19 protein-coding genes and 2 pseudogenes are annotated in these 24,732 nt (G+C 48.2%); 17 read left to right on the top strand and 4 right to left on the bottom strand.

Translation table 11 applies throughout. The features are described 5' to 3' along the window. Positions 1-99: 99 nt before the first annotated feature. On the top strand, positions 100-1,260 hold the full coding sequence (locus GC098_RS26980) for an ROK family transcriptional regulator (RefSeq protein WP_171646292.1): 1,161 nt from the start codon (positions 100-102) through the stop codon (positions 1,258-1,260). A 635-nt stretch (positions 1,261-1,895) separates the two neighbouring features. Further along, positions 1,896-3,383, top strand: coding sequence for an extracellular solute-binding protein (locus GC098_RS26985; RefSeq protein WP_312880358.1), 1,488 nt, complete (start codon positions 1,896-1,898; stop codon positions 3,381-3,383). A gap of 35 nt (positions 3,384-3,418) precedes the next feature. Here GC098_RS26985 and GC098_RS40330 read toward each other — a convergent pair whose 3' ends face one another. Continuing rightward, complete coding sequence (locus GC098_RS40330; RefSeq protein ID WP_246358999.1) at positions 3,419-3,640, bottom strand: hypothetical protein; 222 nt, start codon at positions 3,638-3,640, stop codon at positions 3,419-3,421. On the opposite strand from GC098_RS40330, the pseudogene GC098_RS41735 reads away from it, so the two are divergent. The 7 genes and pseudogenes from GC098_RS41735 to GC098_RS27015 all read left to right on the top strand — a co-directional run. Next, positions 3,600-3,887 (top strand): annotated as a pseudogene (locus GC098_RS41735) (lamin tail domain-containing protein); the annotation flags it as partial. The gene GC098_RS40330 and the pseudogene GC098_RS41735 overlap by 41 nt on opposite strands. 129 nt (positions 3,888-4,016) lie before the next feature. Beyond that, positions 4,017-6,161 carry a fibronectin type III domain-containing protein gene (locus GC098_RS26990; RefSeq protein WP_246359000.1) on the top strand — a complete coding sequence of 715 codons (2,145 nt, stop codon included), beginning with the start codon at positions 4,017-4,019 and terminating at the stop codon, positions 6,159-6,161. A 40-nt stretch (positions 6,162-6,201) separates the two neighbouring features. Next, positions 6,202-6,804, top strand: coding sequence for a YdcF family protein (locus tag GC098_RS26995; RefSeq protein ID WP_171646295.1), 603 nt, complete (start codon positions 6,202-6,204; stop codon positions 6,802-6,804). 21 nt (positions 6,805-6,825) lie between these two features. Further along, positions 6,826-7,788, top strand: coding sequence for an ABC transporter permease (locus tag GC098_RS27000; protein ID WP_171646296.1), 963 nt, complete (start codon positions 6,826-6,828; stop codon positions 7,786-7,788). Then, positions 7,769-8,686, top strand: a complete 918-nt coding sequence (locus GC098_RS27005; protein WP_171646297.1) for a carbohydrate ABC transporter permease — start codon at positions 7,769-7,771, stop codon at positions 8,684-8,686. The genes GC098_RS27000 and GC098_RS27005 overlap by 20 nt, the downstream gene beginning before the upstream one ends. A 133-nt stretch (positions 8,687-8,819) precedes the next feature. Further along, entirely contained in the window at positions 8,820-9,986 is a 1,167-nt protein-coding gene (locus GC098_RS27010; RefSeq protein ID WP_171646298.1) for an ROK family transcriptional regulator, read from the top strand. Positions 9,987-10,017: 31 nt separating this feature from the next. After that, complete coding sequence (locus tag GC098_RS27015) at positions 10,018-10,785, top strand: Cof-type HAD-IIB family hydrolase (protein WP_171646299.1); 768 nt, start codon at positions 10,018-10,020, stop codon at positions 10,783-10,785. A gap of 315 nt (positions 10,786-11,100) precedes the next feature. Here GC098_RS27015 and GC098_RS27020 read toward each other — a convergent pair whose 3' ends face one another. Together GC098_RS27020 and GC098_RS27025 are read right to left on the bottom strand one after the other, a co-directional pair. After that, entirely contained in the window at positions 11,101-12,207 is a 1,107-nt protein-coding gene (locus GC098_RS27020; protein WP_171646344.1) for a GerAB/ArcD/ProY family transporter, read from the bottom strand. Positions 12,208-12,339: 132 nt separating this feature from the next. Beyond that, positions 12,340-13,488, bottom strand: a pseudogene (locus GC098_RS27025) (spore germination protein). Between the two features lie 313 nt (positions 13,489-13,801). Here GC098_RS27025 and GC098_RS27030 point away from each other — a divergent pair. The 6 genes from GC098_RS27030 to GC098_RS27055 all read left to right on the top strand — a co-directional run bounded on the left by GC098_RS27030 (position 13,802) and on the right by GC098_RS27055 (position 22,790). Further along, positions 13,802-16,120 carry a helix-turn-helix domain-containing protein gene (locus GC098_RS27030; protein WP_171646300.1) on the top strand — a complete coding sequence of 773 codons (2,319 nt, stop codon included), beginning with the start codon at positions 13,802-13,804 and terminating at the stop codon, positions 16,118-16,120. A 195-nt stretch (positions 16,121-16,315) separates the two neighbouring features. Then, the gene (locus GC098_RS27035; RefSeq protein ID WP_246359001.1) at positions 16,316-17,950 is read left to right on the top strand and encodes an extracellular solute-binding protein; all 1,635 of its coding nucleotides are present in this window, start codon (positions 16,316-16,318) and stop codon (positions 17,948-17,950) included. 107 nt (positions 17,951-18,057) lie between these two features. Then, complete coding sequence (locus tag GC098_RS27040) at positions 18,058-19,014, top strand: ABC transporter permease (RefSeq protein WP_171646301.1); 957 nt, start codon at positions 18,058-18,060, stop codon at positions 19,012-19,014. 15 nt (positions 19,015-19,029) lie between these two features. Then, positions 19,030-19,908 carry a carbohydrate ABC transporter permease gene (locus GC098_RS27045; RefSeq protein WP_171646302.1) on the top strand — a complete coding sequence of 293 codons (879 nt, stop codon included), beginning with the start codon at positions 19,030-19,032 and terminating at the stop codon, positions 19,906-19,908. A 15-nt stretch (positions 19,909-19,923) separates the two neighbouring features. Further along, positions 19,924-22,122: a glycosyl hydrolase family 95 catalytic domain-containing protein gene (locus GC098_RS27050; protein ID WP_171646303.1), complete on the top strand. Its 2,199-nt coding sequence runs from the start codon at positions 19,924-19,926 to the stop codon at positions 22,120-22,122. 32 nt (positions 22,123-22,154) lie between these two features. After that, positions 22,155-22,790: an SGNH/GDSL hydrolase family protein gene (locus GC098_RS27055; RefSeq protein WP_171646304.1), complete on the top strand. Its 636-nt coding sequence runs from the start codon at positions 22,155-22,157 to the stop codon at positions 22,788-22,790. A gap of 107 nt (positions 22,791-22,897) precedes the next feature. Here GC098_RS27055 and GC098_RS27060 read toward each other — a convergent pair whose 3' ends face one another. Next, on the bottom strand, positions 22,898-23,611 hold the full coding sequence (locus tag GC098_RS27060; RefSeq protein WP_047677301.1) for a response regulator transcription factor: 714 nt from the start codon (positions 23,609-23,611) through the stop codon (positions 22,898-22,900). Between the two features lie 143 nt (positions 23,612-23,754). Between GC098_RS27060 and trmL the strand changes: the two genes are divergently transcribed. Both trmL and GC098_RS27070 read left to right on the top strand, forming a co-directional pair. Then, entirely contained in the window at positions 23,755-24,219 is a 465-nt protein-coding gene (trmL, locus tag GC098_RS27065; RefSeq protein WP_171646305.1) for a tRNA (uridine(34)/cytosine(34)/5-carboxymethylaminomethyluridine(34)-2'-O)-methyltransferase TrmL, read from the top strand. Positions 24,220-24,402: 183 nt separating this feature from the next. Next, positions 24,403-24,657: an AbrB/MazE/SpoVT family DNA-binding domain-containing protein gene (locus GC098_RS27070; protein ID WP_047677456.1), complete on the top strand. Its 255-nt coding sequence runs from the start codon at positions 24,403-24,405 to the stop codon at positions 24,655-24,657. Positions 24,658-24,732: the final 75 nt, after the last annotated feature.

Here is a 24,732-nt window from a genome sequence, read left to right on the forward strand (position 1 = left end):
AATAAATCAATTTGATTTATTAAGTAGTTCACCTAATGGTTAGCATATCAATTGTGTATACACCCCGGAACGGCTCAAAGGAGTGGTGAAAGAAATCGAATGACTAGAGTAAGCAGCCAGCAGCTGCTCAAATCGATCAATCAGCAAAAGGTGCTGCATCTTATTTTTAACGAAGGGCCGATCACCCGGGTGGAGCTGGCTCAGCGGACCGGGCTGACGCAGCAGACGGTGACAAATGTAGTCAAGCGGCTTATGCAGGAAAGCCTAGTCTCCGAAGGCGGGACTGTTCCGGGAAGGGGAGGCGGAAAGCCCATTCCTCTCATGGTGAACAGCAGCAGACTTTATGCAATAGGCATCGAAGTGGCGGTCAAATACGTACGCGGTACACTGGTTAATTTCCACAACGAAGTGATCGGTGAATCGCGGGTGGACAACGAGATTAACAAGCATGAAGAGCAGACGCTGGATTACGTCCGGCAGGTGGTGCGCGAGCTACTGGGCATCTTGCCGGACCACGAGCGGTTGTATGGGATAGGCTGCAGCGTCCAAGGCCTGGTCGATGCCAAGCAAGGAGTCGTCATTCGCTCCCCCGGATTGGCATGGAGAAACTTCCCTCTCAGGGAAAAACTGCAGCACGAATTCGGCTTTCCCCTGTTCATCGAGAACGATGTTAATCTAATGGCCACAATCGAGAATCAGCAGGGCCTATTATCAGGTGCGGTCAACAGCCTCATCTTCAAGATGGACTACGGGATCGGTGGCGCGATCATTTTTGGTAATCAGCTGTACCCGGGGGCTTCTCACGTAGCCGGTGAGTTCGGGCATTTCAAAACTTTTACCGGCGAAGATGCGCTGCCATGCCACTGTGGAGGGAGAGGATGCTTGACCACGCTGGCATCCATAAGTGGATTAAAGGGCAACAAGAAGCTGTCTTTGAATGAGTTTAACCGTAAGGTCAGGGATTGCGATGCGGAAGCGTGCGAGCTGTATGCGCTTATCTCGAAGGGCATCGGATTGGCCCTGTGCAACCTGGTGGCGTTTTTGAATCCGGATCACATCCTGTTGGCCGGCAAGCTTATCGAGACATTGGGCGATCTGCTCATTCCGGAACTGCAGCGCGAGCTTAAGGAATCCGTCCCGGAATCGTGCCGGAACGTAAGGCTGCTGCACGTTCAGCAAGAGGTAAATGAAGCCAAACTGGCAGCCGGGCTAGTTATGAAGCATTTTTTCGAGGTTCCCGTAGACAGCCTGGCCTTATGAAGCTTACGTGAAACTCACCCGGTCTAAGCTGAAATAAAGCGTGCTTACCAAACGCGACTTCTTCACAATTTCTTTGCACAGCGATAATATAACCAAAACAATAAGCATTCATACTTACTTTATAAATCAAATTGATTTATTAATCGAGTGCATTTTTCCACTGTAAGGTGATTCAGATGCTGCAGGCCTAACGGCCGTTGAGAGCATACATATTATTTTTAATGAGGAAAGGGCGTGGGAAGGAAAGCAAGAAATTGGCTATAAAGCAAAGAACAGCAATGTGAGTGCCAAGGGCTTTCCGATCGCTAAGGAACCGATTAAACTGAAGTTTGCGGCAGGTTTGGCGGCGGGCAAGAACCGAACTGGAACGATGTGAAAATGTGAAAATTTTCAACGAGTATGAGAAGAAAACGAACATCGATATCGAGTTGTCGATTTAACTTGACCGTGCCTGATGATTTCGCAGTACCGAGATTGGCTTGGCCATTAATTAATGAGGTGAAAAGATGAAGAAAACTTACATTGTCACAATGCTTTCCGCCGTACTCGCCCTTAGCATGCTTACCACAGCCTGCGGCGACGCCAAAGATTCAGAACAGAATGCGTCGGCTGAGACTAAATCGGCCGACCCGATCTTGAACGAAACGGGATACCCGATCGTCAAGGAGCCGCTTAAAATGCAGTTTTTCACTGGCCGCAATTCGGGGGGAGCGACCAATTTCAACGAAGCGATGATCTGGAAGGAATATGCCAAAAAGACGGGCATCGACGTTGACTTCCAGTTGGTCAATTTCGAGAATTTGAGCGAGAAGTTCAATCTGGCGATGTCCAGCGGATCTTATCCGGACGCCTTCCATACGGCCCGCATTACGGCAGCCGATCTGACCAAATATGGAAGCCAGGGTCTCTTCATTCCGCTGAACGACATGATCGACAAGTACGCCCCGAATTTCAAGAAGCTGCTGGACCAGTATCCGTCTATCAAGAAAGGAATCACGATGCCGGACGGTAAGATTTATTCCGTTCCGCTCGTGTACGAACCGGACTTCCTGGCCATTCTGATCAGCCAGAAGATGTGGATCAACAAGGATTGGCTCACGAAGCTGAATATGAAGATGCCCGCAACTCTCGATGAGTATTACGAGTATTTGAAAGCGGTAAAGAACACCGATCTGAACGGTAACGGCAAGAAGGATGAAATCGGCTTCGGCGGCGTGGGTATGGGCTCCATACTCGAGGTGCTCAAGGGCTCTCTCGGCTTGATGAACCGCGGTACGAATCACCGCAACGTCGACGTCGATCCGGCCACCGGCAAGTTGAGATTCATTCCGACTGACGACCGATACAAAGAACTGTTGCAGTATTTGAACAAGCTTTACAGCGAAGGACTGATCGATAAAGATATTTTGACGATCAAAAATCCTGAATTTGCGGCAAAAGGTACGCAAGGTATCTATGGCTCGCTGACAACGAGTTTCCCGGAAACCGTCATGGGCCAGAAAAATTACGAAATCCCGCCTCCGCTGAAAGGACCGCACGGTGACCAAATGTTCACAAACATCCAGAACCAGCTCGTGCAGCCGGGAGCATTCGTCATTACCGATAAGAACAAGCATCCGGAGGCTACCCTCCGCTGGATCGACTACTTCTTCAGCGAAGAAGGACAGAAGACGTTCTTTATGGGCTTCAAGGATGTCACCTATACGGAAACGCCGGACGGCAAGTTCGAGTACAAGGACGAAATCCTCAAAAACCCGAGCGGCATGGAGCAGGCGCTGTTGAAGTACGTCACCTGGCCGGGCGGAAGCTATCCGGGGTACGTGACGAAGAAATACTTCAAGTCGGTTACGGAGAAGATGAATGCACAGCACAAGGCGCTCGAACCGGGTCTGCCGAAGGAAAACTGGCCTGCATTCACGTATACCGTGGAAGAATCCGAGCAAATGAAAGCCATATGGACCGATATCAATACGTACATTGACCAATCCACCGTCAAGTTCGTTACCGGCGTCACCCCGTTCAGTGAGTGGGACAGCTACGTTTCCACCATCAAGAAAATGAAAATCGATGAGTATATAAAGTTTTATCAGGCGGCTGCGGACCGATACAAGAACACGAAGTAAACGGGGAGCGAACACCCCCACCTTACGAAACCATTTTAGGGAGGAATCGGATTGGATGCTAAAAGGTTGTTGAAAATTGTCACGCTCTGCAGTGTTTTTCTGACTGTCACCCCTGTTATGAATTGGAACTCCACCGGAGTCGTCAAGGCCGCAGAGATCGCGCAGCCGATCCCGCCGCTCCTGATCACAGAGATCGTAGCTAACTCGGCGAACAAAATGAATGATGCCGGCAAAGACACCGACGGGTTTGAATACATCGAGATCTACAACAACAGCGACGCTCCTGTCTCCTTGAAAGGATATCAAATTCTGTATTATGCCAGCTCGACGCTGTCCAAGTGGAATCTGACCGCCGATCAGACGGTTCAGCCGCACAACGCAATGGTGCTGTGGGTGAAATCGCCGAATTTGACGGTGACTCTGGATGAATTCAATGCGAGCTATGGCTCGCAGGTCGATGCCGGTCAATTTTACGAAATCACCGGTCAAGGGCTGTCCAATTCCGGCTCCCGCCGCCTGATCATGTCCTCGCCGGACGGGATTGAGATCAGCCGGGCGGAATACGTCGGAATCAACGACGTCTCCGACAACACAAGCATCGTGTATGCCTACCCGACCGACGGCAGCACCCTGATGCGGAAAGTCGCCAACAAGCAGCAGCCGACGCCGGGCGCTTTGACTGCCGGGCAGGCTCCGAGCACGTTCGCACCGGTTCCTCCGGCAAATCTTACGGCCGTCCCGGGGGACCGCGAAGTAACGCTGAACTGGGCAGTGCCGGACGGCGGCTCGCAGACAGCAACCGCCTATCGCGTTTATCTGAACGGCAAGCTGACGGATAATACCGTAACAGGAACTACATATACAAGGCTCACAGGCTTGACTAATTTTACGACCTATACAATCGCTCTGGCTGCAGTGAACGGGACGAACCAAATCTCCGTGCCGTCCGTTGTGAAGGCGAAGCCTGTTCCGCTGGTTACGGATAAAGTGAAACCGGCCGCTCCGGTAGGACTGACGACCCAAACCGGACTAGGCGAAGCGACGCTGTCGTGGCAGCCGAACACGGAAGCGGATATCGCCGCTTATAAGATTTACAAGGATGGCAAGCTCGCCTTGACCGTGAGCGATGCCACATATTCGGCAACTGTACCTGCCCTCACCGGCGGTGCAGCGTACAAGTTTGAGCTTACGGCGCTGGACTCCTCGAACAATGAATCCTTGAAGTCGGCGCCGGTTACAGCTATTATAGCGGCTCACCAGCCCGTCACGCAGGAAAGCATGGGCTTTCAAGTGGATGAACAGTTCCCGCCGTTCGATGAATATTTGAATGTAAGCATCCCTGAAGTCGTGGTTCCCGGCCTGAAGCAAGGCCTCGTCCCGCAGGGGCTCGATTACATCGACGGCAAGGACTGGTTCGTGATCAGCTACTACCGGCCGGACAAACGGCCGAGCGTGCTCTCCTTTGTGGATGCGAAGACGGGCGCCATGGCCAAATCGCTGCATATGTACGGCACGGACGGAGCTCCCTATAACGGACACGCCGGCGGAGTGACGGTCAGCCGCAAGCATGCCTGGATCGCGAATAACAAAAACCTGTATCAAGTGGATCTGCAGGATATCGACACGCTGCCGGACAACACGAACGTGAATTTTACTGCGAACAGCTTTCCAGTCGTAAATAACGCTTCCTTCGTCACCTATGCGAACGGGGCTCTATGGTCGGGAGATTATTATCAGCCTCCGAGCTATGCGACTGATCCGGCGCAGCTGTTAACCAACAGGGACGGAGTCCAATACGGAGCATGGCTGGCCGGCTACAAGCTGGACCCGGTTACGGATAACTTACCGGCCGACAAAATTCCTGCAGCCGGTAAGCCGGCAGTGCCGGATTATATTCTCTCGGTCCAAGGCAAGATTCAGGGCGCTTCCTTCTCCGGGGACGACATTCTGCTTAGCTACACAACGGAAAATGCTTACAGTCAACTGCTGAAATATAAGAATCCGCTGAGCGAAGCGCCGCATACTTACGTTACTATCGAAGACAAGCAAGTTCCCGTCTGGTTTCTGGACAGTGTCAACCAGGAAGACGTGATGACGATCCCGCCTTATGCGGAAGAAATCGTCGTTCGGGGCGGGCGCGCCTATATCGACTTTGAGTCAGGCTCAAATACGTACAGCCCTTATGCTTATTATCCGATTGACCGCATACATTCGATCGACCTGCAGGCTTGGAAGCGATATGACAAGATCTTCATCGAAGGCCCGGCCACGCCGATGACGCATCAAGACGTCGGACAACTGAAGGTCACTCATGAGCTGGGCAAGCAAGGGACGTCAGATGTGACGAAGCAAACCGTCTTTACGAGCAGCAACTCCTCGGTTCTTACCGTCGATTCTTCAGGACGCGTAACGGCGGCAGGCATCGGCGAAGCAACGATTACCGCAGACTATGGCGGACGAAAGACAGCATATACGGCCCAAGTGCAAGCGAAACTGGAAAGGCTGTCAATCCAGGATGTCGACTTCCTCGTGATGGTTAACTCGCATACGCAGCTGGAGGTTGTCGCCACTTACAGTGACGGTTCAACCGCACAAGTCGCCGCCCGTTCGAGCTTTACTCTCTCGAAACCGCGGGTGGCGGAGGTAACGGACGACGGTGTGCTGGTCGCCAAGTCTCCGGGTCGGACCCTGCTGCATGCCGAATTTGGGGGCATGCAAACTAGGGACGTGCCGGTTGTGATCGTGCCTGCCAAACAATACGAATCCGGGAAGCCGTAACGAACATAAGCATTTTAGACAGAGAAAAGGAACGGATTATATGACCATACTGTTAAGCTTGCTGGGAGTTATTATTGCTATACCCGCTGCGTACCTGATTTGGATGCATACCGCCCGGTTAACGCCAGGCAGCGCCGACGCGCTGATCGTGCTGGGCTACCGCTGCGACAATGACGAAATCGATCCGTTACTGAAGGAACGGCTGGATACCGCCGTGCGGCTCATGTCCAGATACACATACCGATGTGTCATCCTGACCGGCGGTTCGGTTGCCTCCAAACGAAGCGAAGCGCAAATCATGAACGATTATTTGATCGGCTGCGGGGTTGACCCGCAGCTGCTTGTTATGGAGACTTGGTCCCGCAATACGGTTCAGAATATGGTGAACTGCGAACTGCTGATGAACGACCGCGGGCTTCAATCCTGCATAGTCGTATCCAACTCTTTTCATATTCGCCGCATGAAATATATTGTAAAATCACTGGGTATGGAAGCGAGGTTCTTTGCTTACCGGCGTCCTGCAGCGATGATGAGGCAGTGGAAGCTGACGTGGCAGGAAATCCGCGCGTTCAAGCTTACCCTGCCTTGGCTGGATAAAGTATCGCGCATGGAACAAAAGCAGATGATGGGCAAAAGCAATTAAAATACAGAGGGGGGCGAACAAATGCAGCATCAACACCAAGCGCACGGTGCAGTCCGCAGGGAAGCCCGGCCTTCCCGCCTGCGCAAGTCTTTATTGCCTTATTTGAGAAACTGGCAGCTTTACGTGCTTCTGATTCCGGTTATCGCTTATTTCGTCATTTTTGAATATACCCCGATGTATGGCGTTCAGATTGCCTTTAAAGATTTTATAGCGAAAAAAGGGATCTGGGGCAGCCCATGGGTCGGTTTTAAACACTTTCAACGTTTTTTCGATAGCTATTTTTTCTGGAGGCTGCTTAAGAACACACTCGGCATCAGCTTGTACCAGTTAGTGGTCGGATTTCCCGTGCCGATTCTGTTGGCGCTGATGATCAACGAGGTCCGCCAGGCGAAATTCCGCAAGTTCGTCCAGACTGTGACATATGCGCCGCACTTTTTATCCACGGTCGTCTTGGTCGGCTTGATCTTCATCTTCTTGAATCCGAATACGGGGCTTGTCAATCACTTCCTTGAGCTGTTTGGTCTCAAGTCGATCTCCTTCATGATTGAAGCGGGCTGGTTCAAAACGATTTATGTGTTCTCGGGCGTGTGGCAGCAGATGGGCTGGAGCTCGATCATTTATTTGGCCGCCTTGTCCGGCATCGACCCGCAGCAGCATGAAGCTGCGAAGGTGGACGGCGCCAACCGGCTGCAGCGCATCTGGCACGTCAACATCCCGGGGATTCTCCCGACGATCGTTATTTTATTAATTCTGCAAATGGGGTCTCTGATGGGTGTGGGCTTCGAGAAAGTATTCCTGATGCAGAACAACCTGAACATGGACAGCTCAGACGTTATTTCCACTTACGTGTACCGGAGCGGGATTCTGGGCGCCCAGTACAGCTTCTCCGCAGCAGTCGGACTATTCAATTCCGTTGTGAATTTTATATTGCTGATATCGGTCAACTTCATCTCGCGCCGATTGAATGAGACGAGCTTATGGTAACAGGAGGGAACAAAACGTGAAACAAACACAGGGAGACCGGATTTTTGACTTCATCAACATTTCACTGCTCCTAAGCATTGCGGCGCTTGTCCTGTATCCGCTGATATTCGTCTTGAGCGCTTCGATCAGCAACCCGATTCATATCGTCTCGGGAGATTTGTGGTTATGGCCGAAGGAGCTCACATTTGTCGGATACAAGCGCATTTTTGAAAATAAGGATATCATGAACGGCTACGGAAATACGATCCTGTATACCATTGTGGGTACCGCACTGAACCTGGTTCTCACGATCTGTGCGGCTTATCCGCTCTCCAGACGGGATCTGAAGGGCCGCAACCTCATTACAGCGCTGATCGTCTTTACGATGTTTTTCAGCGGAGGGCTGATCCCGACCTATTTGCTGATGAAAAATTTGCACCTGTTGAACTCTATGTGGGCTTTGATCCTGCCGAGTGCCATTTCCGTATATAACGTCGTCATTATGCGTTCCTTCTTTCAAAACAGTATTCCTAACGAAATGCAGGAGGCGGCATCGATCGACGGCTGCGATAATTTCCGGATTCTTACGCGGGTCGTGCTCCCTCTGTCGATGCCGATTATCGCCGTAATGATTCTGTTTTATGCAGTCAGCCACTGGAACGCGTTCTTCAGCGCGCTCATTTATTTATCTGATCGGGACAAATATCCGCTTCAGCTTGTGCTGAGGGAAATTCTGATTCAAGGGCAGATGCAGGATATGGTCGACATGACCGACGATACGCTCGTCAAGAAAATGATGGAAGTTGAAGCGATCAAATACGGGGTAGTCGTTGTGGCCAACCTGCCTGTGCTTATCCTGTATCCGTTCCTGCAGCGTTATTTTGTAAAAGGAATTATGATCGGCGCGTTGAAAGGCTAGCTTTTGATGGGACAGACTGGTATGTTTAGGAAGAAAAATATCATCGTTTCCTGATAAAGGGTTTTATCAGGATTCCACGAAAAAGTACCGAGAGTACGCTGCGTAGCTTTGCTTCATCTTTTGGAGGGGTATTATGACAACGGAAAAAACCACCAGCCACCAGCTGTTAAAATCGATTAATCAGCAGAAGGTGCTGCACCTTATCTTTGCCGAAGGACCGATATCCCGCGTGGAGTTGGCCGATAAAACGGGGCTTACCCAGCAAACCGTGACGAATATCGTCAACCGGCTGCTGCTGGAGGATACCGTAGTCGAGGGTACGCCCGGCGCAAGCAGCGGAGGTCGCAAGCCGGTTCCGCTGACGATCAATGTCGCCAACATGTTCGCCATCGGCATCGAACTAGCTGGAAAATATGTCCAGGGGGCTCTGCACAATTTTCGCTACGACCTTGTCGGCGAAGCCAGGCGCCCGGTCGACCGTTACATGAACGAAGACCATATTCTCGCGACCGTGTGCGAGGTTATCGATGAGCTCCTACAGCTAGCGCCGGAACGGAGCCGGATCAAGGGGATCGGCTTGAGCATTCAGGGGCTGGTGGATTCCAAGCAGGGAATCGCGCTGCGGCTGCCTGGTATTGGGTGGGGCCGGTTTCCATTGCAGGAGCGGCTGGAGAATAAGTACGATATGCCCTTCTACCTGGAAAACGACGTTAATTTATTGGCGATCAATGAAAACATGCACGGCAGCCTTCGAGGCTCGTCGAACAATATAACGCTGAAATTCGATTACGGCATAGGCGGCGCGATCGTAGCCCATAATCAGTTGGTGACCGGGTCCACGTTCGTAGCCGGGGAATTCGGGCATTACAAGTCATTCACGGGCGCCAATGTTTACCGCTGCCACTGCGGGGGAACCGGCTGCCTGACTACGCTTGCATCTACAAGCGGACTGGCAAAGAATGCCGGATTGACGCTGGATGAGTTCGCCGAAGGCGTTCGCACCGGCGAGCCGCGGATGGCAGAACTATACGAAACTGTTGTGACGGCGCTCTGCTTGGCCGTAAGCAACGTGGTGACGTTTCTAAATCCCGACCAGGTGCTGATGACAGGCAAGATGCTGGAGTCGTTGGGCGATTTGCTGATCCCGGCCATGGACGAGCGAATTATGGCGAATGTGCCCGAAACGTGCCGTGGGGTGCGGCTGAATTACATGCGGCAGAAACCGGATGAATCGGCTCTGGGCGCGGGCTTGGTGTTGAAGCGCGTATTTGAGGTACCTGTCGACAGCCTGTCGCTGTAATCGGAAGGAGCGCACAGAGGGGATCGAGGAAATGTCGGATTATAAATTGCTTGCTTTGGATATGGACGGCACGCTGCTTACCGACGATAAGCAGGTGACGGAAGAAACGAAGAAATGGCTGCGAAAGGCAGTGGATCATGGGGTAACCGTCATGTTCTCCACTGGCCGGGGTGTGCAGACGGCCAGCTCCTTTTGGGAGGAGCTAGAGCTTGATTCCCCGATGGTCCTGTTGAACGGGGCGGAGATCTGGGAAGGTCCGGGCCGATTGATGGCCCGGACCCATTTGCCCCGCGAAACGGTTCGCCGGTTGCATGAGCTGGCTCTCCGCGAGGATGCGCATTTCTGGGGTTATTCCGTGGAGAGCTTGTCCAGCCGACGCAATTGGGGCGAAGAGCTGTTTGAAATCGACTGGATGAAGTTCGGCATGAAGCATGACGATTTGGCGGTAGTGGCGCGCATCCGTGAGGAGCTGCTCGGCTGGGGCGGGCTGGAGATTACTGCTTCCGCACCGGTCAATGTAGAGATCTCCGTCCAAGGGATCTCCAAGGAAAGCGGCGTGCGGGAGGTTTGCCGACTGCTCGGCATCGACATGACTCAGGTCTTAGCGGTCGGAGACAGCGAGAACGACGTGCTGATGCTGCAGGCGGCGGGGCTCGGCGTAGCGATGGGCAACGCCGAAGAGCATGTCAAGGCGATTGCTGATGCCGTCACCGCCTCCAATAACGAGGATGGTGTCGCCAAGGCCGTGCAAAAATTTATTTTCGGCCTGGACGTAGCCGAGTGCCGGTCGATTGTATAAGGATCGTCACCGCCGGGGGCTGGTGCCTGCTTAAAGGCAAGGCGAAAACAAAGCCGTAAGCCGTAAAAACCGGCATGAAGTGGTAGGCCAAATGACAAGTAATTTATTTTTACGAAAGAAACCAGCAAACCCTTGAGTTTGCTGGTTTCTTGCACTTCAAAACTTATTTGTCACCCAACACGTACTGGCCATTTCGCAACAAATGGGTTCGAAATGTTGTACAAACTGCAACTTCATAATAGCCTTTGGGCGTGTGAAATGTTGTAGAAACTACAACACTGGTGACCACTATAGCCCATCTACAGGGGGGCGATCTCATGGTGTTGGATCTGCTTTACTTGGTACTTTTCTTTTGCGTAAAACGGCCACAATAAGCAAAAGCAGCGGGATGAGCGTCATGATTACCGTTATTTCAAACGGAGCTGCGTTCTTTAAATAAGAATTTAATTTAGAAAAGTTGGGTAACCCCCACATGCTAAACACGATTGAAAATAAGCCAAGCGGAAAGACGACAAACCGGTAATCCGACAGACGAAATAATTGCCCGAAAGAGAAAACTGCCGAATAATAGAAAACCCCGATTTTAACGAAGTTTCCGACGATCCACAGGGCCAAGAGCAAGACCTCCATATTTTCGAATAAATTGCCGAGTTTAATATATCGGAAAGCGATCAGAATGGGGTGGATTTTATTTCCAATGTCTGGACCAAGTAAGAATAAGGTGATGAGATTAACATAAACCATACTCAAGATGACTACACTCATTGAAATCATGCCCCACATCCTACCTTTTGACGGATCGGACAAGCAGGGTAGAAAGAAAGTCATCAAAAAAAATTCGGAAACCCAGGCTTGTGGTGTGATTGTACCCTTGATTACAGGGGTAATACCGTGGCTAAGGATAGGAAATATATTTTTTACGTCCGCATCAGGGATAAGAAGTAACAGAATTAAAGTTGGTATAAGAAAAAGAGGTGTTAAAACCACAGCGCTCCTTGCCAACAGCTCTGCCCCGCCGCGCACAGCAAAAGCACACAAAAGGATTATAGTGGAAATGATTAACAGTAGAGGGGTTTTAAATAGAAAATTGCCTTTAACGAACTCGGCATACTCTCGAGAAATAGTTCCGATCGTATGAAGAGAATACAGGAAGTACATCATACCGATGATTTTCCCTATTATTTTCCCGACAATGTGTTCGCTGTATTGGATAACGGTCTCTTTCGGATAGAGCTGGTGTAAGCGGGTTACCAAATAAACGTTTAGAAAACCAATCAAAGATGCCAAAATCCCAGTCAGCCAAAGATCGTTCTTCGCAGACTGGGCCGCAATCGCCGGGAGCACTAGAAAACCTGTTGCTAACACTGTCGAATACATCATGACGCCTAATTGAAAGGCTGAAATTTTCCCTTTTTCTAACATCACCGCTCACCATCCTTTCCAACTATGACTATACTCCTCCGCGTTTAGAAATCCCTTATTGTTCAACTAGTCCCTTTAATGGTTTGAAAATGAACTCAAGAAACGTAGTAGGTCCAGGTGTATTTGGCAGGTCTAACATGGATAATAAGCAAACGATGAGGAGTAATGGCAACGACGATGACCATCGGTGAAGACAAGGCCGGCCTGAACGGAGGCTTGACCAATAACGAGTGCTCCAACAATACTGACAGCAGAGCCTATCTGTTTAGGTAATCGTGCTCCAGCTTCACGAAGGGCTTCAAAGGTTACTTCCATCATCAATGCTTCGATTAACGCTGGAAAAGGTACCGCTTCCCGAGCAGATGCCATACTGATTAACAATGCGCCAGGTACCATCTCCTGATGATAAGTTAGAATCGCTACATAAATGGACGGAAGCAAGAGAGAGATTAGTGTAAACGAGTAACGTAACCATCGCGTGGCTGTACCAACTATGTAATTAAAATAGTAATCTTCTTGTGTCTGCATTAACGAAAAGAAGGTAATGGGCGCGATCATGACAAATGGAGAACCATCGGTAATAATCGCTATTCGCCCTTCCAGCAAGCTGCTGCAGGTCACATCAGGGCGTTCTGTGCTAAGAAAGAGTGGAAAAGGCGTGTATGGATTATCCACAATCATTTCCTCAATATATCCACTTCCCAGTATGCCATCCATCCGAATACGTTCCATCCGACTTTTGATTTCTTCCGCCAGTGTCAAATCCACGATGCCTTCGATGTAAGCAATGACGACATTCGTCTGGGTGTAATCACCAATTTTCATTGCTTCCATTTTGAGGTGCGGACTCTTGATAATACGGCGTATTTAGGAAGTAGATGTTCGAAGACTTTCAGTAAAGCCCTCACGAGGACTATGGATTCCTACTTCAGCGGAAGGTTCATCTATGGCGCGTTTCTCCCATTTACACAATCCTAAAGCAAGACCGATTGCCTCGTTATCAAGCAGCAGGATCGGATTCCCGCTCGAAAGATACTCACTGCATGTTGAAAATGTATGGAATTCATTGACGCGAGATACGGATATTTTTCGCTCGATGAGTTGCCTGATTTCGATGAATTCTCTGGCTTCCTCCCGCATTAGAGGGGTAATTACATATTCATCAATTCCATCGGCGTCGGCTAATCCTTCAGTGTACATAATAAAGGCTTTTGTTTTTCCATCAATTAAAAAAGAGCGCAAGATAACATCCGAACAATTCGAAAAAATGGATCGAAGCATATCTTCATTTTGCTGTAAATTCGGAAAAAGCGGCTGCTTTTGCTCATTGTCGGGAGGCTGTTGCTGAGTCGGCACTTGTGTGTGTTTGGTTAATAATAATTTGATAAAATACTTAATCAAGAGGGCTCCCTCATTTTGAAATTCAGTGGGGTGGTGAATTCCATATAATTGAAAGTTTAACAGTTGGTTGAACGTAACTTTCCTTTTTTATTCAATATAAGTTCTATCTAAAAATGAAATAACTTCAATCCTTCCATATTTTCTGTATAATGATGGTGAAAGCAGTTACAACATGGTGATGAGGGGTATTCCAATGAGTCTTGCTCGAATTCGGTTCAACAAACGCAGTGTTATCGTCACATGGCTCATATCTTATATCTCTGTCCTTCTTATCCCGATTATTATTAGTGGGATTCTATACGCAGCTGCCTGGCATGTCGTGGAATCGGAAGTCAACCGTGCGAACAATTCAGCCCTGGAGCAGATGGAGCAGGCGATCGATAACAGCCTTCGCGGTATCGAGCGGTTAAGTTTGGAAATCGCTTTAAGTAAATTGGTAACCGGATTCATGAATACGGTGAAGCCATTGACCGATAGTGACTATTACGATTTGGTCAGCATTGCCAACGATCTGCGGGTGTATCAGACAGCGAATGATTTTATTGAGCAAATCTACATCTACTACCGGAATAGCGACACGGTTATATCCACTCGTGACCACACGAACAGCCGTATGTTGTTCGAAAAGATCCACGAGAAAGACGGGATGAGCTACGAGGAGTGGGCGAAGTTTTTTGAGAAGCCTTACATCCAGGAGTACGCACCCATTACGTTTAGGGAAGACGGCCATTCAGTCAAAGCTGTGATGTATGCCAAATCCGTCATACTCGCTAACCCGGATCATCCAGGCGCAGTCATTTTATTTGTCATTAAGGATTCCAAGCTGCTGGATAATATCCCATCCACGTCGGATAAAACCTCGATAGCGGTACTCGATAAGGAAAACCGTCTAGTTGCTTCAACTGGCTTTGAATCTAGAACGGACTTTCTGGATTACGACAAACTTTCTGGTAAAAATGGGATGTTTATCAGCGAGGACTCCGGTAAAAGGGCAGCCGTTTCTTATATCACCTCTGGCAGCACAGGATGGAAATACATATCGACGATTCCCGCCGAATTATATGATGACAAGATGAAATATATGAAGAAGCTGATTTACGCCAGTGTGATCTTGAGCCTTATCATGGGCGGACTTGTCACTTATCTCTTTTTGAGAAAAAATTATAACCCAATCAACCTACTGATTCGGAGCTTTTCTGTGAAATCAGGGATATCCTTTCATGAAGGCTCGAACGAGTACGGATTTTTACAGGATGCGTTGAATAATACGTTTGCGGAAAAAGAACAAATTGATAGGCGGCTGCATCAGCATCGTGATGCCATTCGTTCGCATTTTCTTCAGGGGCTGCTGAAAGGCCGTTTGGAACAAAATGTCCCGATACACGAATCGCTTGCTGCCCATGATATTCGGTTGGCTTCACCGTATTTTGCTGTTCTGTTATTCCATATCGAGCATTTCGGCAAGTTTGAGATCGACGAGTATGCCGCTCCCGAGAAGGTGAGGATGCTGCATTTCATTATTATGAATGTCGCTGAAGAAGTGATCGGTCATCACAATCAGGCCTTCATTACGGAAGTAGACAATATGCAAGCGTGCATCGTAAATTTCGGGACAGATCCGGATTCGCAAGAGTTGAAGCGTATTGCCGAGCAGGTGAAGTCCTTCTTACTGGATCATTTCCATGTCCATTTGACTGTGGCGATCAGCGGCATCCATCAGGAGCTGTATGGAATCCCATCAGCGTACCAGCAAACCTTGGCAGCCTTGGAGTACCGGCTCGTTATGGGGAGCGGGGAAATTATTGGGTACGATGATTTACCAAGTTCAGAAACGGTTAGGCAATCCAGCAGTTATTACTATCCATTGCCTGTAGAGCATCAGCTGATCAATTTTGTGAAGTCAGGGGATTTTGAAAAATCGAGTGCGATCATAGGCGAAATCATCGAGATTAACGTATCGGACGCGTCCTTATCCGTTCCGCTCGCCAAGTGCCTCATGTTTGATTTGATTAGTACGCTGCTAAAAACGATGGATGAAATCGGTACGAGCAGCAATAATCGGGCGTTAATCGTAAAAACTGACCAAATCGACCGATTGATGAGCAGTTCAACCATCAAAGAGATGAAGGTACAGATTCGAGAAGTGCTGAGCCAGGTGTGCCGATTCATTCAAGAAGACCGTCAACAGGAGCACAACCAACTTAGCCAGCAGGTAATCGAGTATGTCAAAAGTAACTACTCTGAGGAGAATCTAAACATCTCGATGGTGGGCGATAAGTTCGGGTTAACGCCTTCCTATTTATCCAAACAGTTCAAAGCACAGACGGGTGAAGCGCTGCTTGATTTTATCAGCAGAACTCGATTAGAAGAAGCAAAGCGGCTGCTTTCTCTTCAAGTCTTATCTGTCACGGACATTGCGAAAAAAGTCGGATACTCCGACATGAATACGTTCAATCGGATTTTCAAGAAATTTGAGGGCATTACACCGGGCAAATACAAAGATATTCAATGACATAAAGAAGCCGTACAAGCATGCTTGCGCGGCTTTTCCGTTTTTACATAGCGATTGCGTAAATTGAAGGTTGATTATTATCGATTTTAATGATGCAGTTTCGGTTTTAACGATATCCGATTCATGGTTTTCGTAACATAATGAAATCACGGTGCACCGAAGTGCATAGAAGCAATTCATACGAGGGGGATTTACATGGGAAAATATGTGAACAAGAAGTCTTTTAGTATGGCATTAAGCGTTGTAGTGGCATCTAGTGTGTTCGTTGGTTGTTCCAAACAAGAGGCAGGTGTGAGCACGACTTCACCTAAAGCATCTGCTGCCCCAACAGTGGCTGGAGCTAAGTATCCAATTAGTACGCAAGAAACGTTAACGTCTTGGGAACAGATCGACACCAATTTGGCATCTTTTGTTCCTAATCTGGCGGAATCGCCGTTCGGCATGCAGCTTGAGAAAGAAACCGGTGTGAAAGTGAAGTATACACATCCGGCTGACGGGCAATCGAAGGAGCAGTTTAATCTAATGATTGCATCCAATAAATTACCGGATGTTATTGAATATAATTGGGGCGGAGGCGGGACTGCCGCTTATCCAGGCGGACCTGAGAAAGCGATTGCCGATAAAGTCATTCTTCCACTCAATGATTTGATCGACAAGAGTGCGCCGAACCTAAAGAAATTGCTTCAGCAGGACAAAGAATTAGACAAGATGATCAAAACAGACAGCGGCAAATATTACGCATTTCCGATGATTCGTCCCGACAATGGATTAGTGTTCCGAGGGCCAATGATACGTAAGGACTGGCTGGATGAATTGAACCTGCAGGTTCCGACGACGATCGATGAATGGTATACGGTGTTAAAAGCGTTCAAAGAAAAGAAAGGCGCAACCGCACCATTTACCGCCCAGTATAGCAGTGAGCTGAACATCCAGGACGCATTCATTGGCGCCTTCAAAACAGCCAATCGGTTCTACATCGATGATCAAGGAAAAGTCAGATACGGTCCAATCGATCCACAATTTAAAGATGCTCTGACCTTACTTCGTAAATGGTATGCGGAAGGACTGCTTGATAAAGACTTTGCACTTAACACGGATTCCAAGGCGTTAGACAACAAATTAATGAGTGACAGTGCGGGAGCAACTATAGGTCTATTAAGCGGAGGTATGGGGAGATGGATGGATACCGGGAAGAAGAAAAACCCGAAATTCCAGCTGGTTGCAGCTCCATATCCGACTTTGAAGCAAGGGGAACGCGCTTTTATCGGTCAACGTGATTTCAAGTATAATCCGGTTGCCAGTAAAGCCGTGTCAGGCGATTCGAAGAACGCTGAGCTCGCGGTTAAATGGATGGATTATGCGTACGGTGAAAAAGGCAGCTTGCTGTTTAACTTTGGTACTGAAGGCGATAGCTATAAGATGGAAAACAATGTCCCTAAATTTAGTGAAAAAATCACTAAAAATGAGAAGTTTAACCTTCAACAAATGGTATCTCAATATACGAAACCAAATGGTCCTTTCCTAGGTGACGCACGAAAAAGCTTCAATACGTTTAAGGAGCAGGACGAAGCGATTAAAATTTGGGGTGAAACGGATGCAGCCAAGCATGTTATGCCGCTTTTCATTACACCAACAATAGACGAAAGCAAAGAAGTTGCCAAATTGAACACAGCGATTTCGAGCTATAAAGAAGAAATGTTCGTGAAATTCATCATGGGCAAGGAACCCATCGAGAAGTTCGATGAGTATGTAAAACGCATTAATGAAATGGGTATCGATAAGGTGACGAAAATTTATCAGGATGCGCTTGACCGCTATAACAAAAGATAACACCTTTTGGGCATCTTGCAGGTGAATACGGAATACTACGCCTCTATAGTAAGTGGCTTGTATTCACCTGCAAGGAATTTGCCTAAGGAGAGAGAGGGAGCAGAGAAATGAACACAATCAGTTCTGAAACGGTCATACCCTTCACAGTGAAAAAGAGATCCCGACTAGGGATATTGATCGATATCCGTAAAAATAAACTGCTTTATGTGATGCTCTTTCCCGTGCTGCTTTATTATGTAATCTTCCATTATGGGCCGATGTATGGTGCGATTATCGCCTTTAAGGATTTTTCTCCACGCCTAGGCATTTGGGGGAGCGATTGGGTAGGCTTTGAGCATTTTCAAGCATTCTTTACCGGACCTTATTTCTGGAGGACAATAAAAAACACAGTACTTATCAGCTTTTATCAGCTATTGTTCGGATTCCCGGCACCGATCGTGCTAGCGCTTCTTCTCAATGAGGTGAAACATGCCTTATTTAAACGCACGGTGCAGACCATTACGTATATGCCTCATTTTATTTCACTAGTTGTTATCTGCGGCATCATCAAAGATTTCACCGTCAGCGACGGCGTATTGAATGACGTGATTGTCTTTTTCGGCGGGGAACGAACGACATTTTTACTTGAACCGAGCTTTTTCCGTTCCGTCTATGTATCTTCAGGTGTCTGGCAGCATATCGGTTGGGGAACGATCATCTTTCTGGCGGCTTTGACCGGCATTGATCAGGAACAATATGAAGCGGCTAAAATAGATGGTGCAGGCAGGTGGAAGCAGATGACGAATGTGACGCTTCCAGGCTTAATGCCAACGATCATCATACTGCTCATTTTGGAGATCGGAAGAATGATGAACGTCGGGTTCGAAAAGATCATTTTGCTTTATAACCCAGGTACTTATGAAACGGCGGATGTGATATCTTCTTACGTGTACCGGGTTGGTTTGCAAGATTTCAATTATAGCTTCAGCTCAGCGGTTGGCTTGTTTAATTCGATGATCAATTTTATTCTGCTCATTTGTTCCAACTGGTTAAGCCGTAAATTTAATGATACTAGCTTATGGTAGAAAGGAGGCATAATCATGCTGAACCGGGCAACATTTTCAGAAAAAAGCTTTGATTCTATCAATGTGATTTTCTTAACATTCCTGATGATCATTACGATATATCCTATCGTTTATGTGGCGTTTGCCTCTATTAGTGACGCTGGAGCTCTGATGGGGCACAAAGGCGTTTTATGGCGGCCGCTCGGATTTTCACTGGATGCCTACACGAATGTGTTTCGAAACCCCATGATCCTGAAAGGATACGGGAATACGTTTTTTGTTGTGCTGGTGGGTCTGTTTATCAATATCGTGCTTACAGCATTCGGGGCCTATGCGTTATCAAGGAAAAGCTTGGCTTACCGTAAACCACTCCTGCTGTTTATCGTGTTTACCATGTTTTTCAGCGGTGGATTGATTCCTCTCTATTTGACGATTAAAGGAGTTGGATTGGTCGATTCGCTGTGGGCGCTCATTATTCCTCAAGCCATTAACACCTTTAATCTCATTCTGATGAAAACCGCGTTCGAAGCGATTCCTGATGCCTTGGAGGAGTCGGCCAAAATAGATGGCGCGAATGACTTTGTCATTTTATTCAAGATCATTTTGCCGCTTTCTATGCCGGTTATTGCCGTTATGTTATTGTATTATGGCGTCAGTCATTGGAATTCTTGGTTCAATGCTATGATTTTCTTGCAGGACCGGTCGCTCTATCCGCTGCAGCTTGTGCTGCGCGAAGTTTTGCTCCAAGGGGAAGCAAGCTCAAACTTAGGGGCTTCGGATGGCGCCTCGGCAATGCTCTCAGTTACGTTGAAGTACGCGACCATTATTGTGGCAACGGTACCGATTCTGCTTGTTTATCCGTTTCTCCAAAAATATTTCGTCAAAGGCGCTCTGATCGGAGCGATTAAAGGATAGGGGAGGCCGCTGGTAATGAATGACATAGAATGGGAACATTTTATGGCCGACAATGATATGGAATGGGTCGTGAAGCCTGTCAGTTGGGATGAAGGGGCCTTCATTGGTAATGGTTCGATCGGCGCTATGGTATATGGGGAGGAAAATGCGACAAAACGGCACGTGCTCCGTTTTGTCACGGGACGCACAGATGTAACAGCAAACCGGACGGATAAACCCGGATTTCCTCCACGCGTACCCATAGGTGAGCTTGACCTAGAGATGGAAGGTATGATTTACCATCCGACGAGCATGCGGGTGGACTTATGGAACGCGGAGCTTCGTGCTAATTTGACGACGACCCGGGGCGAGGTAAAGCTTCGTTCCATTGTTCATAGCGAGGAATCGGTTATGGCCATCGAGATCGAGACATCAGAAGGGGAGAGCGCTACGCAGTTTGCGTGGTACGCCTATCCGGAAGTTGATCACGTGCTGAAAAACGCTGATGGCTTTAATTTAAATCAATATATACCTGCAACTGATCTGGAAAAAACGGTTAGAGATGGTGTGAACCTTTGCATTCAGCGATATTCAGGCGAGGATGGATGCGTTACAACGTGGAAGGAAGTCCAAATGTCGCCGAATCGCCGAATTTGCTTCATGTCCGTTATTAAAGGGCACAACGAAGCAGCAATTGGTAAAGCGGTTGATGCGGTTCTTCAAGCTTCTAGCATAGATTTTGATGTATGGGTGGGCGTTCATCGTCAGTGGTGGCACAACTATTATAAGCAAAGCTTCATTTCGGTTCCGGATGGTCGGCTCCAAAGCTTCTATTGGATACAAATGTATAAGCTGGCCTCTGCCACGCGTGCGGATCAGCCCTTGATCGATAATCAAGGTCCGTGGCTTACTTCAACGCCATGGCCAGGCGTTTGGTTCAATATGAATGTGCAAATGAGTTATTCACCGGTGTATACCGCAAATCGATTGGACATAGGGATGTCGCTTGTTCGCGCATTAGACGAAAACAGGGAAAATCTAATAACCAACGTTCCGGAGTCCTGCAGGCATGATTCCTCAGGACTTGGTCGCAGCTGCAGCTATGATTTGCGAGCCAACGTAGATGATGAAGTAGGGAATTTGAACTGGATTTGCCATAATGTGTGGCGGCAGTATCGGTACAGCATGGATGATGAGATGTTGAAAACTATCTTATTTCCTCTTTTACGCAGAAGTGTAAATTATTATCTTCACATTCTTGAAGAAGGTGATGATGGCTGTCTGCATCTTCCGCCTACCATTTCACCTGAATATGGCTCCTTTATGAAAACTAAGGTACGCGACGCGCATTACGATCTTGCTTTGCTGCGCTGGGGCTGCCTGACCCTTTTGGAAATATGCCAACGGCTGACTGTGGAAGATCCGCTTACCGGGAAATGGAAGGAAGTTCTGGAGAGGCTGACTCCGTTACCTGTAGATGAGACTGGGTTTATGATCGGACAAGACACACCTCTTGCATACGGTCACCGACATTTCAGCCATCTGCTTGCGATTTTTCCACTCCATTTGATCGGCTGCGACAAGGAAGAGGATCGGAAGCTGATCGCAACTTCGCTTCGTCATTGGATCGGAAAGGAAGGCGACTTGCGCGGCTTCAGCCTTACTGGGGCGGCTTCTATAGCTTCTATTCTCGGCTCAGGAGATGAAACCTTGCGTTATTTGCAATCGTTGATGTTGATCATTAAACCGAATACAATGTATAAAGAAGCAGGGCCTGTCATCGAGACGCCCCTAGCCGGTGCAGAAGCGATGCATGACATGCTGCTTCAAAGCTGGGGCGGCAAGATACGAGTATTCCCAGCTGTGCCGGGCGAGTGGCAAGAAGCGTCTTTCGAAAATTTGCGAACCGAAGGAGCATTCTTAATCAGCGCGGTGCGACGTGATGGTGAAACCCAAATGATTCGAGTGAAGAGTTTGGCCGGGGAGCCGTGTATCATCAAGACAGGCTGGAGTGGTGTAATTCGCTGGACGGTATCTGGAACCAGAGTTGCCGAGCATACCGTCTATATAAAAGCGGGTGAAGACGAAATCGTTTTGGATTTGAGCAAGGGGGATGAAGCGATCCTCTCACGAGGTGCTGAGATGCCTGACTGGCGAATCAATCCCGTGGAATCACCGCGGAAGGTTTCTTGCTATTTCGGCGGACATAAGCCTTGGCGTCTTTACGGATTTTAAAAGATTACATTCAGAGTAGGAGGATGTGCGAAATGGGAGTGCCATTCAAGCAAGGTGACATCGTATTATTTCAAGGTGACAGTATTACGGATGCCGGCAGGGTGAGGGAAAATCCAGCTGATATGGGTAAAGGGTATGCGCTGATGACAGCAGCACTGTTCGGTTCAACTTATCCGGAACAACAGGTCACATTCCTGAACCGGGGGATTAGCGGGAATCGAGTGAAAGATCTGCAGTCTCGTTGGGAACAGGACTGCACTTCATTGCAGCCGAGCTGGGTTTCGATCTATATCGGTATTAACGACTGCTGGAGACGATACGACCGGAACGAACCTACATCTGTGGAACAATTCGAAGAAGGTTACCGGGAACTGCTTGTCCGCACGAAAGAGGAGCTCGGGGCCAAGCTTATTATGATCGAGCCATTCGTGCTGCCGGTGCCGGAAGACAGGAAGCTGTGGCGGGAGGATCTCGATCCCAAAATAAATGTCGTGCGTGAGTTAGCACGGGAATTTGGTGCCCTTTTGGTTCCGCTTGACGGGATATTCGCGCAGGCTTCGATGCTCGCACCCTCCAGCTTCTGGGCACCAGACGGCGTACACCCGTCTTCGGCAGGACATGCACTTATAGCCAAAGCTTGGCTTAAGGCGGTCGGAGCGGCAATATAAGTGATGGCCTTATATATATGCGTACATAAAGAAAATCCCCTGAGTTATCAGGGGATTTTTCGTATTGGTGCTCCGCCGAATGCGGAAGGGGAAAGGCGAAGAGGCGATTAAGCCAGCGATTCCTTCACAACAGGTTCAGTTAGCTTATAGCCAACGTTCCTGATGGTCATAATATATTCCGGATTGCGCGCATTGTTCTCAATTTTATCTCTCAAATGAGAGATATGCACATCGACGATGCGGGTATCTCCGAGGAAGTGGTAGTCCCACACGCCATGGAGAAGCTGCTGCCTACTAAGGACTTTGCCGCGATGCTTACACAGGAAGAGAAGCAGCTCGAATTCCTTAGGTGTAAGTTCAATCGGAGAGCCATTCACCATGACTTCGCGTTGATCGGCTTTTATTGCGATTTGGCCAATCGTGATGGGCGCATTTTCTGTCGAGGACGGTAAGGTTTGGATTCGCCGATGTATGGCCTGTATACGAGAAATGAGCTCCTGTGGTGAAAAGGGTTTGGTCATATAATCGTCAGCACCGTTATCCAAGCCGGCAATTTTATCCGTGAGATCCTGCATAGCTGTAAGCATAATAATAGGAACGAGGTTATTCTGGTTTCTAAGCTTGCGGCACACTTGGAACCCGTCCATCTTCGGCAGCATTAAGTCGAGAACGATGAGATCGGGGCGAAACGTTTGGATGGCATCGAAGACAGCTTCGCCATCGAATACGCAATGGACCTCAAAGCCTACAAGCTTCAAGTTGAATTCTATAAGCATGGAAATGGAAGGTTCGTCATCAACAACTAGTATTTTCTTTTTCATCGATGGGTGGACTCCTTTTATCGAGGATAACTCTATTATGACAGCGCTCTATCATCGAGATATTAAGATAAAGTTAACGCTGTGTAAAATTGCATTCCGCATTCGCTTATAATAGGATAGAGATTGAGGTGAATTTGACAGAGATGGCATTTCATATTGTATTAGTAGAACCCGAGATTCCTGCAAACACAGGTAACATTTCCAGGACGTGCGCAGCGACAGGCACGTATCTCCATTTGGTTAGACCGCTTGGCTTTCAGACGGATGACAAGACGTTAAAACGTGCTGGATTAGACTATTGGCACTCGGTTAAGCTCGAGTATCATGACTCATTTGATGAGGTGCTAGAGGCTTACAAAGAGCATCGTTTTTTCTTTGCAACAACGAAGGCAACGAAACGATACACAGATTTTACATTTCAGGACGGAGATTTTTTTGTATTTGGCAAAGAAACCAAAGGACTTCCTGAGGATCTGTTAGCTCAGCATCCCGAAACATTGCTGCGGTTGCCCATGTCAGATGCGGTCAGATCGCTCAATTTATCGAATTCAGCAGCGATCATGCTGTATGAGGGCTTGCGGCAGACCGGCTTCGTTGGTCTTGATTAGAGCTTAAGGCCTATCAATATTAGGGCTGAGCCGACATATTTGACAGGAAAAGAAAGTTTCGGCATGTTATTAGCAGGAGTTTCTTAAATAACGGCGAATAGTATTCCGTATCAGTCCGTATAGATATGCTAGATGAAGTAGAGAGCATGGAAAACGTGAGCGGAAGAGAGGTGAAGTCCTATGATGAAGCCAGCCGGAGTCGTTCGTAAAGTCGATCAATTGGGACGCATTGTACTGCCTAAGTCGTTAAGAAAGCGATATCAAATGAATGAAGGAGATCCTGTCGAAATTTTGGTACAGGGTGACCATATCATACTGGAGAGATATCGTCCAAAATGTGTGTTCTGCGGAAGTATGGAAAGTGTCAGTGAATTCAAAGAGCGCTATATTTGCGGCGTTTGTGTAACTGAAATGAACTTGCTAAAGGTTAGAGCATAAGAGTAATAAAAGAAAAAGCATCGTTTCTCCTAGCGGAGAAGCAGATGCTTTTTTTCTTGCAGCTTATAGACCTTT

It is taken from the genome of Paenibacillus phytorum, assembly GCF_013141715.1.
Classification (GTDB): domain Bacteria; phylum Bacillota; class Bacilli; order Paenibacillales; family NBRC-103111; genus Paenibacillus_E; species Paenibacillus_E phytorum.